General features: G+C 39.9%; 12 protein-coding genes. 8 read left to right on the plus strand and 4 right to left on the minus strand.

Annotated features, from left to right (window positions below; translation table 11 throughout):
* Position 1: 1 nt before the first annotated feature.
* Positions 2–811: a hypothetical protein gene (locus RDV53_RS03525; protein WP_005694845.1), complete on the minus strand. Its 810-nt coding sequence runs from the start codon at positions 809–811 to the stop codon at positions 2–4.
* A gap of 64 nt (positions 812–875) precedes the next feature.
* On the minus strand, positions 876–1,559 hold the full coding sequence (locus tag RDV53_RS03530) for a 2,3-diphosphoglycerate-dependent phosphoglycerate mutase (RefSeq protein ID WP_005694847.1): 684 nt from the start codon (positions 1,557–1,559) through the stop codon (positions 876–878).
* A 187-nt stretch (positions 1,560–1,746) separates the two neighbouring features.
* Here RDV53_RS03530 and envC point away from each other — a divergent pair, with 187 nt between their 5' ends.
* Both envC and RDV53_RS03540 read left to right on the plus strand, forming a co-directional pair.
* Positions 1,747–2,979, plus strand: a complete 1,233-nt coding sequence (gene envC / locus RDV53_RS03535; protein WP_005694848.1) for a murein hydrolase activator EnvC — start codon at positions 1,747–1,749, stop codon at positions 2,977–2,979.
* Entirely contained in the window at positions 2,979–3,821 is an 843-nt protein-coding gene (locus RDV53_RS03540) for a divergent polysaccharide deacetylase family protein (RefSeq protein WP_005694851.1), read from the plus strand. Before envC ends, RDV53_RS03540 begins: the two co-directional genes overlap by 1 nt.
* A 50-nt stretch (positions 3,822–3,871) precedes the next feature.
* Here RDV53_RS03540 and RDV53_RS03545 read toward each other — a convergent pair whose 3' ends face one another.
* The gene (locus RDV53_RS03545; RefSeq protein ID WP_005694852.1) at positions 3,872–4,501 is read right to left on the minus strand and encodes a response regulator; all 630 of its coding nucleotides are present in this window, start codon (positions 4,499–4,501) and stop codon (positions 3,872–3,874) included.
* A gap of 181 nt (positions 4,502–4,682) precedes the next feature.
* Positions 4,683–7,187, minus strand: coding sequence for a class I adenylate cyclase (locus tag RDV53_RS03550; protein WP_005694853.1), 2,505 nt, complete (start codon positions 7,185–7,187; stop codon positions 4,683–4,685).
* A 136-nt stretch (positions 7,188–7,323) separates the two neighbouring features.
* Between RDV53_RS03550 and hemC the strand changes: the two genes are divergently transcribed.
* From hemC to RDV53_RS03580, 6 genes are all read left to right on the plus strand, one after another.
* Complete coding sequence (gene hemC / locus RDV53_RS03555) at positions 7,324–8,256, plus strand: hydroxymethylbilane synthase (RefSeq protein ID WP_005694854.1); 933 nt, start codon at positions 7,324–7,326, stop codon at positions 8,254–8,256.
* A 9-nt stretch (positions 8,257–8,265) separates the two neighbouring features.
* Complete coding sequence (locus RDV53_RS03560) at positions 8,266–9,027, plus strand: uroporphyrinogen-III synthase (RefSeq protein WP_005694855.1); 762 nt, start codon at positions 8,266–8,268, stop codon at positions 9,025–9,027.
* Between the two features lie 9 nt (positions 9,028–9,036).
* A complete protein-coding gene (locus tag RDV53_RS03565) occupies positions 9,037–10,335 on the plus strand; it encodes a uroporphyrinogen-III C-methyltransferase (protein WP_005694856.1) in 1,299 nt (432 codons plus the stop codon).
* A 9-nt stretch (positions 10,336–10,344) separates the two neighbouring features.
* A complete protein-coding gene (locus tag RDV53_RS03570; protein WP_005694857.1) occupies positions 10,345–11,631 on the plus strand; it encodes a heme biosynthesis protein HemY in 1,287 nt (428 codons plus the stop codon).
* Between the two features lie 173 nt (positions 11,632–11,804).
* Complete coding sequence (locus RDV53_RS03575) at positions 11,805–12,464, plus strand: amino acid ABC transporter permease (protein WP_005694858.1); 660 nt, start codon at positions 11,805–11,807, stop codon at positions 12,462–12,464.
* A complete protein-coding gene (locus RDV53_RS03580) occupies positions 12,454–13,122 on the plus strand; it encodes an amino acid ABC transporter permease (protein WP_005694859.1) in 669 nt (222 codons plus the stop codon). Before RDV53_RS03575 ends, RDV53_RS03580 begins: the two co-directional genes overlap by 11 nt.

The raw sequence follows: 13,122 nt of genomic DNA on the forward strand, positions 1-13,122 counted from the left end.
ATTAGAAATGTTGAGCGGGTTGCGCGTTTTCCACTTGCACGAAGAAGCCTTTATCATTCAAGATAATGCTGTAATCGGTAACATATTTAACGCCGTTGGTTTCCACTATCGCATTACAGCTGCGAATGCCTTGTTGTGGATAAGATTGCGTTTCACGGGCTTGCGAGATTTGTTTCACTGTCATTTGGGTGTTAGTGGCTGCTCCTTGTTTTTTGAAGGCATCAGATAATACCGCAAAAACTTTTGAATCATTACATCTTGGTACGACGACAGATTTTGTCACCATACTCGCTGTTTTTTGTGCGACAGCATCTACTTTCTTTTCAGCCACTTTTTCAACAGCTTTTGGTTCCGCTTTCTTCACTTCAGTTTTAACTGCGGGTGTTTTTTTAGCAATCATCTTTTCAGGTTTAGCTGATTCTTTAACTACACTCTGTTTGCTCTTAGCTGCAGCCTTTTTGTCTTTTACTACAGTTTGCTTCGTTTTTTCTACTGACTGTTTGCCTTTCGTTTTTGTCGGCTCTGCTTTAGCGGCTTTAGTTGTCGTTTTATTTTTTATTTTTTCTTTTTTTGTTACCGCTTTTTTTGCTTCCACAATTTTAGCTGGCTTTTTCGCTTCTGCTTTTTTAGCATCCGCTTTTTTATTAGCTGTTTTGGCTACGGTTTTAGGTGTGGTTGCTTTCTTGGCTTCCACTTTTTTAACTGCCGTTTTCACTGATTTAGTTTGAGTTGATTTTGCCGTATGATTTGGCGATGCTGCAAAGGCCAAAACAGGTAACAAGGCAAAAATCACCGCGAGTAATTTTTTCATCCGTTCTTCTCCTTAAACAAAAAGTGCGGTCAAAATTAACCGCACTTTGAAATTTATTTATAAATTAAAGATAGTAGTGTTCTACGTAGTTTAATTTATCGTCAAGTTTTAACACTAACGGTTGACCGGTTGGGATTTCAAAATCCATGATTTCCGCATCAGAAATACCGATGATGTGTTTTGCTAATGCACGAAGTGAGTTACCGTGCGCCACCACTAAAACACGTTTACCTGAAAGCATTGCTGGAGCAATTTGGTCTTCCCAGAATGGTAATGCGCGTTCTAAGGTTAATTTTAAGTTTTCTGCGTTTGGTACAACATCAGATGGGATGTTTGCATAACGACGGTCGTTATGTGCAGAGTTTGGATCTTTCGGATCTAAATCTGGAGGAGAAATGTCATAAGAACGACGCCAGATATGAACTTGTTCGTCACCGTATTGTTCTGCGGTTGCTTTTTTATCTAAGCCTTGTAATGCACCGTAGTGACGCTCATTTAAACGCCAGTTTTTCACTTGAGGAATCCATAATTGGTGAGATTCTTCTAACACGATGTTACAGGTTTTGATTGCACGAGTTAAAACAGAGGTGAAGGCGATATCAAATTCATAGCCTTTCTCGAACAATTTTTTACCCGCTGCTTTTGCTTCTTCTACGCCGCGCTCGGTTAAATTCACATCACGCCAACCGGTGAATAAATTTTTTGCGTTCCACTCACTGAAACCGTGACGAATGAATACTAATTCCATAAGGATCTCCTAAGTATTAATAAAAAAATGAATGGCTCTGTTATAGCAAAAAATTGTTATGTTTAAAAGTAAAAAGGCGGCATTTACTGATCTTTCGCAAAAAATCGCCTGTAAACTTTTAGCCACTCAAAAATAATGCTAGTATTTAAGCTTTATTCGTCCCTTAATTTCTCTCAAGTTTAGATGTATGCAGCAAAGCAATCGTAGAAAAAAAATCTTATCAAAACTGACCGCACTTATGGCTTGCGGCCTGCTTGGCTTTTCATCTTTTGCGCAAGGCAACGATCTCAATCAAATTCAAAAACAAATTAAACAACAAGAGTCAAAGATCGCCGAGCAAAAACGCGCACAAGCTAAACTCCAAGCTAGTCTTAAAGATCAAGAAAGCAAAATTAATAGCGTTGTCGGTGAATTGCGTGAAACAGAATTAAGCTTAAAAGAAATCCGCAAGCAAATGGCGGAAACCGAAAAGCAAATCAAGCAATTAGAAAAGCAAGAGCGCGTGCAAAAAGCCAAGCTTGCGAAGCAAATAGATGCCATTTATCGCTCAGGAGTCAATCCTTCTACCTTGGAAAGAATGCTTTCGGAAGATGCGAAAAAAGCGGAACGCATGAAAGTGTATTATCAGCACTTAAATCAAGTTCGCATTGATATGATTAACAATCTGAAAGCGACACAAGAGAATTTAGCGAAACAACGCGAAGCGATTTCAGGGCAACAAAAAAATCATCGCAATCAGCTTTCTACGCAAAAGAAACAGCAGCAAGAATTACAAAAAGCACAACAAGAACGTCAATCTACGTTAAATGAACTCAACAAAAACTTAACGAAAGATCAGAATAAACTGGAAACGTTGAAAGCGAACGAAAATGCCCTTCGCCAAGAAATTCAACGTGCTGAACAAGCCGCTCGTCAACAAGAACAACGTGAGCGTGAAGCCCTTGCGCAGAAAAAGCAAGAGGAAGAAAAACGAACCTCAAAACCTTATCAACCAACCGATCAAGAACGTAAGTTGATTAACAGTACCAGTGGTTTAGGTACGGCTGCGCATCAATACAGTCGCCCAGTTTCTGGCCCGACGTTATATTCCTTTGGTTCAATCCAAGCGGGTGAAGTGCGCTGGAAAGGTATGGTTATCGGTGCACCAACGGGTACCTCGGTAAAAGCTATTGCTAGTGGTCGTGTCATTCTAGCGGGTCATCTTAACGGCTATGGTTATATGGTGATTGTGAAACATGGCGACAGCGACTTGAGTTTATATGGTTTTAACCAAGCGGTATTTGTAAAACAAGGTCAGCTGGTATCTGCGGGACAAACCATCGCACAAGTGGGGAATACGGGTGAGATCTCTAAACCGGCACTTTACTTTGGTATCAGTCGTAAAGGGGTGCCTGTGAATCCAGCTGGGTGGATTAAATAATGGCAAGGTTCTTTCAAAGTGCGGTCAAAAATACGATCATTTTTTCAACCGCACTTTTCTCTGCGTTTACTTTTGCACAAGGCAAGTTAGCTATTGTAATTGATGACATTGGCTATCATCCGAAAGAAGATGCCGAAGTTTTAGCCATGCCAAAAGAAATCTCCGTTGCGATCATTCCTGCTGCGCCCTATGCCAAAATTCGCAATCAAGAAGCGAAAGCACAAAATCACGATATTCTCATTCATATGCCGATGCAGCCTGTCAGCAATATTAAAATTGAAGAAGGTGGTTTGACTTTAGGCTTGTCTGAAGCGCAAGTGAATGAGCGAGTGAAAAAAGCGAAAGCTATTGTGCCCAATGCTATCGGAATGAATAATCATATGGGCAGTGCAGCCACAGCCGATGCCACATTAATGACCTATTTAATGACCGCACTTCGCGAGCAGCATTTATTCTTTTTAGATAGCCGTACTATCGGGAAATCAGTCGCGGGAAAAATAGCAAAAGAGCAAGGCGTACGTGTATTAGATCGCCATATCTTTTTAGATGACAGTGATAATTTAGTGGATGTGCAACGCCAATTTCAAAGTGCAATTCAATATGCGCGTAAACATGGCACAGCCATTGCTATTGGGCACCCTCGTCCAAATACCGTAGCTGTATTAAAATCAGGAATAAAAAATTTACCTGATGATATTCAATTAGTCGGCATGGGAAGTTTATGGCGAAATGAAAAAATCTTGCCTCCTAAACCATTTATCTTAATTTTTAATGATATTCCTGCGCCAACTTCAGTCGCGCCGTTTGAGCCAATCCCTTTACTACGGGGTGTGCCAAGATAAACAAAAAGTGCGGTCAACATTGACCGCACTTTTTACGTTTTGAAACTTGCCTATCGACCATTTCGTTCAAAGAACAAGACAGTTGCCGCAACACGTGAATGCACGTTAAGTTTACGCAGTAAATTACGAATATGCACTTTAACTGTTTCTTCAGAAATGAAAAGCTGACCTGCAATTTGTTTGTTGGATAAACCTGTCGCGATTAAACGTAACACATCCATTTCACGATCGGTGAGTGAATCCATTGGATCAACAGTATGTTTACGTTCTAACAGTAAATTTTTGATCGAATCACTTAAAATCACTTCACCTTGTGCAATACGTTTAATTTGCTCAAGTAACACATCTGGCTCGGTATCTTTCAATAGATAGCCATCAGCACCAGCATCAATGAGCGTGAAAATATCATTTTTCGCATCAGAGACAGTTAAGATCAAAATTCGTGCATCAACGCCTTCCGCACGCAAGCCTTTAAGGGTATCTAAACCGGAAAGGCCTTTCATATTCAGATCTAAAATGATTAAATCCGGGGATTCTTGAATCGCAATGGAAATACCTTCTGTACCGCTTCCTACATCGGCAACAACTTCAAAATTCTCTTCTAATTCAACTAATTGTTTGATACCACGACGCATTAATGGATGGTCGTCGATAATTAATACTTTTAACTTTTCTTGCATAATTTTCTCCAAGAGATGAGAGGACGCACATTCTATCGCCTGAAGGCGAAAACGTCCACAGCCTTAGATTATTTCTCAATAGATTTTCAAAAGAAGGGATTCTATCGGGATTTTGCCTATCTTCCAATGCATATTTGTAGATATACTTCATTTATCTCAAACAATACTTGTTTTGATTTAGCTAGTCGCAACTCCTTTTGCTTTTAAATTTGAACGGCATGATATGCATACCGCTTTCTGTCAGATGCAATTGATAAAATTGCGGGTAATTAAAATTCCGCTGCACCATTTTATACGGATTTTTACAACCTTTCGAGCCGAGTGATTGATAAATCTGATTTACTTCACGGACCTTGTCATCTTTTGAACCTTCACATTGACGATAAATTTCGAGACGATTCTTTTCATCTAACAAATAGACGTTAAAGCTATTATCGGCATTATCTTCAAAGAAAAATTGTAAAAAACCTTCACTGGCAAACAAATCAATTTCAGGTGGATATCGGCGTCCCTCAGGGATAATTTCTTTCTCTTCCAATTGAGTTGGCAAAACGTCTTCAAAATTGACTGCACTTTCTTTTCCGCCTTCAATAGGTTGCAAACTGATCCCTTTTTCCTCAAAAAAGAATTGCCAGTTTTTCCCTGCTACACGTAAACGAGAATGCGTTGTTGGACGACTATCCCCCAATTGAATACTAATACAACGATTGACTAACGCACTCACTAAGTTTCGCAACGTACGATTGTAGTGTTTACTGTAACAGAAAACCTGTACAGAACGCGGCTGATTTACACCCTGATCAATTTTATTAGAAAGCACTTTTAAGGCAAGCAAAATCGCATTCTGCCCTTCAAAATGTAAAGTTCGAATTTCATTCCATACATTACGGTAAGTGAAATCAATGCTGCCGACCAAGCTCTGTTCTAATTGACCAAAACTGAACAAATCACTCGGCGAGATATTTGATTTAAGTTCTTCAACTTGTGCTGTCGGGTCATTTACTAAGTTCACTGCAATAAACAAATCTCGGATTTCACACTGCGAAGAAAGTGCCTCATTTGTAGGAGCTTGACCATTTGTATGGGGGAAAAACAATCGCAAATCAGCGACAAAATTACGTAAAGTGAGCTGGTCGATATTTTGACTAATTAGATGTAAACACGTTTCAGCGGTCAGCAAGCGATTAAAATAAGCCCATGCAACAACTTTATTTAAACTTTCCCCATATTCAATCACGCGTTCTTTCGAGAACATAATATGATTTGGCGGCTGATTCACCAGATACCACCCATCCTTAAAATTCTTATTACCGTGAACTTCGATAAATGTGAGGTGATCTTCCGCTAAATTATGCGAAATCTGTGAATTCAGTAGCGTAATTTTACCTGGCAGCTCTTCAAATGCGGTATAAAGCTTACGAGAAAGTACCGTAATATCTTGCGGAATTACGCTAGAATTAATTTTATGTTTACGCGCAAAATCCACTAGATTTCGATAACTCATCATCAAGAAATTCACCAAATTATTGTGACTTTCTTTCACCCGTTTGATTTTCCAATTTGGACGCTGATCTAATTCTTCAATACGTTCTTTTAACCAACCCCATTCTTGGGCCATCATTTTCATATAAGAAATACGCCAGTTTGAGGCGTGATATAACGCAAAGTCTTCCGTCGCCTTCACATAAAAACAAGAGCGTACAAAATCAAGGCGCTTAAATTCTGAATGTGCGGTCAAATATTGGCTAATTCTCTCTAGAATCGCAATATAAGGGTCAAAATGATGTGCAGCGGTACTACGACCGGAAAGTAAATCTTCTTTAAATTGACGAGCAATTAAATGGGCATTTGGGTATTCTTGGGCATAGGTTTCCAACAATAAGATTTTCATCACCGATTTATACGGTGAATCGATACCTTTATACAGTTGCCATAAGCTCGCACCAAAATATTCACTGGCAGAAAATTGCCCTAACCCGCCAAAATCAACCCAATCATTTGGATTAAGCTCACCTTCCGCCACTAAACGCGCAACTTCGGCTTCATATTGTTTTTCATCTTCCACCCACAAGTGGAGCCACAATAATGGCTTACCCGCAAGGCGTACAGCGGAACGATAAAACTCTTCCAATAACAACATATATTGGGCAGAACCACTGTTTTCTTTGGTTAATGGATCGGAATAACGCTCATTACGGAAGCGTTTTTGCGTCATCAAATAAAAATGCATTTCCACATGAAATGTGGATGCCCATTGGGTGATTTTCTTCGTTTTTTCCGCTAAGCGCTGCTGATCTTGCTCAGATAAATCATCTTGATGGCAGATCCAAATATCCAAATCTGAAGCTGAAGTTTGGCTAATGGAGCCAAAACTACCCATCACATAAATACCCAAGATCGGTGCAAAAACAGCATCAGAATTGACCGCACTTTGCACACTTGCTGCAAGTTCAGGATGTTCTTTTGAGAGAAAACCTTGCTGATAATTGGAAAGGATAAAATCAGAAATGCCTACTGGAGCATCTTCTACATAACCCGGCAAAGCTGAATGATTAAGATGCAACAACAGAGGCAACAAAGAGACGATGTGTCGGAATGCATCACCAGAGCCCAGCAATGCTCGATCAAAACGACGTTTATCTAGCGTTTCAATACATTTTCGGGCTTGAGTGAGATCGTATTTCAAGGCTTCCTACCTATCACCAAATAACTGGCGTTACTGTACCACTTACCTACTCAGAAATCAAAAATTTAAATGATCTGACTTTTTGCCCTAAAAATGGTAGCATAGGTCACATTTTCATTAAAAATCAGCGGTATTTATGGCAGTACTTAAAACCTTAAAAATTGCGACCCGTCAAAGCCCTTTAGCCCTTTGGCAAGCTAATTTTGTGAAAGATCAATTAGAAAAATTTCACCCAACACTTTCTGTTGAATTAGTTCCTATGGTAACAAAAGGCGATGTAATCTTAGATTCACCTTTAGCTAAAATTGGTGGAAAAGGCTTATTTGTTAAAGAGTTAGAAAACGCTTTACTCGAAAAACGTGCCGATATTGCTGTCCATTCAATGAAAGACGTACCGATGGAGTTTCCAGAAGGTTTAGGATTAAGCGTGATCTGTAAACGCGAAGATCCACGTGATGCTTTCGTATCCAATACATACCGCTCATTAGATGATTTGCCCCAAGGTGCTATCGTTGGAACATCAAGCTTACGTCGTCAATGCCAATTAAAACAATTACGCCCAGATCTTGATATTCGCTCTTTACGTGGCAATGTGGGAACCCGATTAAGTAAATTAGACAATGGCGAATACGATGCCATTATTTTAGCCTCGGCCGGCTTAATTCGTTTAGGGCTAGCAGAACGTATTGCCTCATTTATTGAAGTGGAACAATCTTTACCGGCTGCCGGACAAGGCGCAGTGGGCATTGAGTGCCGTGTTGATGATGAAGAAGTGAAAGCATTACTAGCTCCACTTTCAGATGCGACTACGACGACTTGTGTTTTGGCTGAGCGTGCAATGAATACCCGCTTACAAGGCGGCTGCCAAGTGCCAATTGGTGGATACGCCATTGAGCAAAATGGTGAAATTTTCTTGCGTGCTCTTGTCGGAGAAACCGATGGCTCAGCGATTATTCGTGCGGAAGGTAAAAGTGCGGTTGAAAATGCCGAAGCATTAGGCGTGAGCATTGCAGAACAACTTCTAGCACAAGGCGCAGATAAGATTCTGGCGAAGATTTATTCAGCATAGGAAATTACCATGGCCGTACTAGTCACTCGCCCCGATGAACGAGGAAAAGCCCTAGTTGACCAGCTAAATCAAGCCGGTGTAGTTGCCTTGCATTTGCCTTTGCTTTCTATTGAAGCGGGTGCTGAGTTGGCACAATTACCGACAAAACTTAATCAGCTAAAAAGCGGTGATTATGTGTTTTTGGTATCCCAAAGTGCGGTCGATTTTGCGGATAAAACCCTGAAAGATATTGGCTTTAACTGGCGTCAAGATTTACAATACTTTACAGTTGGACATAGAACGGCACAGCATTTTTCCTGTCAAACTGAATGCACTGTTCGTTATCCAATTACATCAGAAAATACCGAAGGTGTGCTAAATTTACCGCAAATGACAGAATTAACAGATAAAAACTTGTTAATTTTACGTGGCAACGGCGGACGAGAATTACTACGCGAACAAGCCGAATTACGTGGTGCAACCGTTGATACTATTGAATGTTACCAACGCACACCGATTAGTTATAATAACGAAGAGCAAACCAGTATTTGTATTCGTTCTGGTGTACAAACCCTTGTGGTCACGAGCCTTGAAATTTTACAGGCGTTAATCGAATTTGTGCCTGAAAATGAACAAAATTGGCTAAAAAATTGCTGTTTAGTCACGGTAAGCCAACGCATTGCTGATGTTGCAATACAACAAGGTTGGCATAATGTGGTGGTTTCCGCGGGTGCGGACAATCAAAGTTTACTTAATACCTTACTTAATGAAGTAACTCCCCTTTCTCACTAAGGAAAAGATATGGCGAAAGAGAAATTAACCCCTGAAACGACAGATGAAATCCAAGCAACTGATGCAGTGGAAATTCAAACTGAAGATCGCGAGCCTGTTGCGCCACGTACACAAACCGTTGTGAAGAAAAGTGGTACTGGATTAAGTTTATTGGCCATTCTCATTGCACTTGGCGTGGGTGGTGCAGGTTATTATTTTGGTCAACAACAAGTGGATGAATTCCAACAAAAATTGACCGCACTTGAAGCTCAAATCAATAATAAAACGGTGGTTTCAGCACCTGCTCAAGACGTAAAATTTGATACCACACAACTTACCCAATTAGAGTCTGCGAATAAAGCAACGCAAGACAAAATTGCCCAAGTAGAAGAGCTAATCAATGCTAAATCACACGAGTTAGTTGGCTTACAATCACAAATTAATAAAGTGAGCGTGCAAGCTAATGCTCAACAACCTACTGATTGGTTATTCTCAGAAGCGGATTTCTTGCTCAGCAATGCATTGCGTAAATTAGTGTTAGATAATGACGTGGATACAGCGGTTTCACTCTTAAAACTCGCTGATGAAACCCTTGCTAAAGTAAATAACTCACAATCCGCAGCTATTCGTAGCGCCATTAATCAAGATCTGAAACAACTTCTCTCCGTAGCTGGCGTGGATCAAAATGCGGTCATGCAAAAATTATCGCAATTAGCCAATACGGTTGATGAATTACCAGTGTTAGATGTGAATTTCGGTGATGATCAAAATGCAACAAAATTATCGGATTCCCTTTCAGATTGGGCTGAAAATGCAGAAAAAAGCGCAACCTCATTCTTAAATCACTTTATTCGCATTTCACCAAAACATGGTGCGGATCGCAAAGAATTATTAGCACCAAACCAAGATATCTACTTGCGTGAAAATATTCGTTTACGCTTACAATTAGCGATTATGGCAGTGCCTCGTCAACAAAACGAGCTTTATAAACAATCTTTAGAAGCCGTTGCATCTTGGATTCGTAGCTATTTTGATACCAATGCTGAAGTGACTCAAAGTTTCTTAAAATCAGTGGATGAATTATCTGAAGTATCCATCTATGTAGATGTACCAAGCCAATTACAAAGCTTAAGCATGCTTGATAAGTACTTGAATCGTACACCTTTAGATGTTCAAAAAGTGGAAATTGAAGCAGAAAAAGCAGTGGATAATTCACCAAGAAAAGAAGAAGTAAAACCAGCACCTGAAGCGAAAGCGGAAGAGCCAAAAGCTGAAGAAAAACCCGCTGAAGCACCAGCTGCACAACCGGCAACTGAACCCCAACAATAAGGATAGATAATGTTTAGAGTTCTCTTTTTAATGATCGCCTTACTTGCCGGATTAATTGCAGGGCCTTACCTCTCCGGTCAGCAAGGTTATGTCAGAATTGAAACAGCAAACACCATATATGAAATGTCGCTCACCACATTAGTCATTTTCTTTGTGGTCGCACTTGCGATAATTTATACATTAGAGTGGATTGTTACCCGTTTCTTCCGTTTAAGTAGCAATACCTATAACTGGTTTTCTCGCCGTAAACGTGTGAAAGCACAACGTCAAACCCTTGAAGGCTTGATGAAAATGAATGAGGGTGATTATGCCAAGGCTGAAAAACTGATTGGTAAAAACGCGAAACATTCTGCAGAGCCAGTATTGAATCTGATTAAAGCCGCAGAAGCTGCTCAACAACGTGGTGATGAATTCAGCGCAAACCGTTATTTGATTGAGGCGACGGAGCTTGCCGGTTCAGATAATCTATTAGTCGAAATTGCCCGTACTCGTATTTTATTACAACAAAATAAATTACCGGCTGCGCGTAGTTCCGTCGATAGCTTACTTGAAATGTCAGATCGTAACAAAGAAGTATTAAAACTTGCTGCTGAAATTTATAGCCGTTCCAAAGCTTATCAAGCACTTGATGGCATCTTAGATTTAATCGAAGGTTCTGGTTTATTCTCAGCAGAAGAATTTAAAGCGCTTCAACAAGAAACTGAAAATGGCTTGTTAGATGAGAAAATGAATGAAGAAGGCGTTGAAGGCTTGCTCGCATGGTGGGAAGCTCAGCCACGTCGTCGTCGCAATGATTTAGAGTTAAAAACCGCTTTAATTCAACGCTTAATTGATTGTAACGATCATGAGTCAGCTTACGAATTCACGCTTGAAATCATGAAGAAATTGGGTGATAACACTCCAATCAGCCCTGAGCTTTGCACGCAAATTACTCGTTTACAAGCAGAAGATAACAGCAAACTTCTCAAACTCGTAGAAAAACGTGCAAAACGTGCCGATGAAAGCCAACGTTGTTGCCTCAATCGTGCATTAGGCTATCTTTATGTGCGTAATAACGATTTTGCTAAAGCAGCAGAAGCATTTAAAGAAGTCACAGCTTGCCCAACCCAGCTTCAACCAAATGATGTCATGATGGCGTCTTATGTATTCGAACAAGCTGGTGACAAAGCAGCAGCGGAAAAAATTCGTCAGGACAGTTTAAAATCAGCCATGTCTATTCAGGACAAACCCGCTGAAACACAAACTGAAGCAAAAACAGACGAAGAACCAACCGCACTTATCGCAAAACGTGATTAAAATAAATAACGACGGGGCTAAGTAAAGCCCCGTTTTTTATTACTTCACCCTCACTGATCTCATTTAAAACACATCTCTTATTACATTTCATTATAAATAATGCATTTCCATTCTTTTCTCGTCGTTTCAAAATTTTTTACTATATCGTCAAGCAAACGATTAAATTATAAAAAATGAATTGGGATTATATTTTAAGTGTCACGCCACGTTTTATCCACGCCACGCTGATGACGCTTCATCTCGCCTTTTGGGGCATTTTATTGTCGCTGGTGATTGGTGTGATTTGTGCTGTGATTACCACCTACAAAGTAAAATCATTAACTTGGCTAGTAAAAGGCTATATCGAGCTTTCTCGTAATACGCCTTTATTAATTCAAGTGTTTTTTCTCTATTTTGGGCTTTCTAAAATTGGACTGAAATTAGATGGGTTTACTTGCGGTATTATCGGCCTGGCATTTTTAGGTGGAAGCTATATGGCAGAAGCTATTCGAGGAGGTCTAGAAGCCGTATCAAAAGGACAAATTGAATCAGCCTTAAGTATCGGATTAACTCCTTTTCAAGCTTTTCGCTATGTCATTTTCCCACAAGCCTTTGCGATTGCTACCCCTGCAATTGGCGCAAATTGTTTGTTCTTAATGAAAGAAACCTCTGTGATCAGTGCCGTTGCTGTTGCTGAACTCATGTTTGTCGCGAAAGAAGTCATCGGGCTCGATTACAAAACTAATGAAGCCTTATTTTTATTAGTGGTGTTTTATTTGATCATTCTATTACCGATGTCTCTGTTCATCAGTTATTTAGAACGCCGTACTCGGAGAGCAAAATATGGGACTTGAGTTATTATTCCAAGGCAGCAACATTGAACGCTTGCTCAACGGTTTATGGGTAACAGCTGAAATTGCATTCGTTTCTGTCTTCTTCGCCTGTATTTTAGGTGTCATTTTTGGCGTAATCATGACAAGCAGAAATCCCATTATTAAAGCCATCTGCCGCTTTTATTTAGAATTTGTACGCATCATTCCATTATTAGCGTTACTTTTTCTCGCTTATTTCGGTTTAGCAAAATGGTTTGATATTCACTTAGATGGCATTTCTGTATGTATTTTGGTGTTTATTTTCTGGGGAACGGCAGAAATGGGCGATTTAGTGCGTGGCGCATTGACTTCCATTGAAAAACATCAAGTAGAATCAGCCTACGCTTTAGGTTTAACGCCGTTTCAAACCTTTGTGTATATTTTACTTCCGCAAAGTTTAAAACGTGTGACACCAAGTGCTATTAACCTCTTTACTCGCATGGTAAAAACCAGCTCTTTGGCGATGTTAATTGGTGTGGTTGAAGTAATTAAAGTCGGTCAACAAATTATCGAGCATTCATTATTTAGTAATCAATCAGCGGCGCTTTGGATTTACAGTGTTATTTTCGGTTTATATTTTGTGATTTGTTACCCGCTATCCTTATTTTCCCGTTATTTAGAAACCCGTTGGGAAAGTTAA

It is taken from the genome of Haemophilus parainfluenzae ATCC 33392, assembly GCF_031191205.1.
In the GTDB taxonomy this organism is placed as follows: Bacteria; Pseudomonadota; Gammaproteobacteria; order Enterobacterales; family Pasteurellaceae; genus Haemophilus_D; species Haemophilus_D parainfluenzae.

Bases quoted from the DNA above. Each gene is read 5' to 3' on its own strand.
- RDV53_RS03525 (WP_005694845.1), bottom strand. From the start codon at position 811: ATGAAAAAATTACTCGCGGTGATTTTTGCCTTGTTACCTGTTTTGGCC.
- RDV53_RS03530 (WP_005694847.1), bottom strand. From the start codon at position 1,559: ATGGAATTAGTATTCATTCGTCACGGTTTCAGTGAGTGGAACGCAAAA.
- envC (WP_005694848.1), top strand. From the start codon at position 1,747: ATGCAGCAAAGCAATCGTAGAAAAAAAATCTTATCAAAACTGACCGCA.
- RDV53_RS03540 (WP_005694851.1), top strand. From the start codon at position 2,979: ATGGCAAGGTTCTTTCAAAGTGCGGTCAAAAATACGATCATTTTTTCA.
- RDV53_RS03545 (WP_005694852.1), bottom strand. From the start codon at position 4,501: ATGCAAGAAAAGTTAAAAGTATTAATTATCGACGACCATCCATTAATG.
- hemC (WP_005694854.1), top strand. From the start codon at position 7,324: ATGGCAGTACTTAAAACCTTAAAAATTGCGACCCGTCAAAGCCCTTTA.
- RDV53_RS03560 (WP_005694855.1), top strand. From the start codon at position 8,266: ATGGCCGTACTAGTCACTCGCCCCGATGAACGAGGAAAAGCCCTAGTT.
- RDV53_RS03565 (WP_005694856.1), top strand. From the start codon at position 9,037: ATGGCGAAAGAGAAATTAACCCCTGAAACGACAGATGAAATCCAAGCA.
- RDV53_RS03570 (WP_005694857.1), top strand. From the start codon at position 10,345: ATGTTTAGAGTTCTCTTTTTAATGATCGCCTTACTTGCCGGATTAATT.
- RDV53_RS03575 (WP_005694858.1), top strand. From the start codon at position 11,805: ATGAATTGGGATTATATTTTAAGTGTCACGCCACGTTTTATCCACGCC.
- RDV53_RS03580 (WP_005694859.1), top strand. From the start codon at position 12,454: ATGGGACTTGAGTTATTATTCCAAGGCAGCAACATTGAACGCTTGCTC.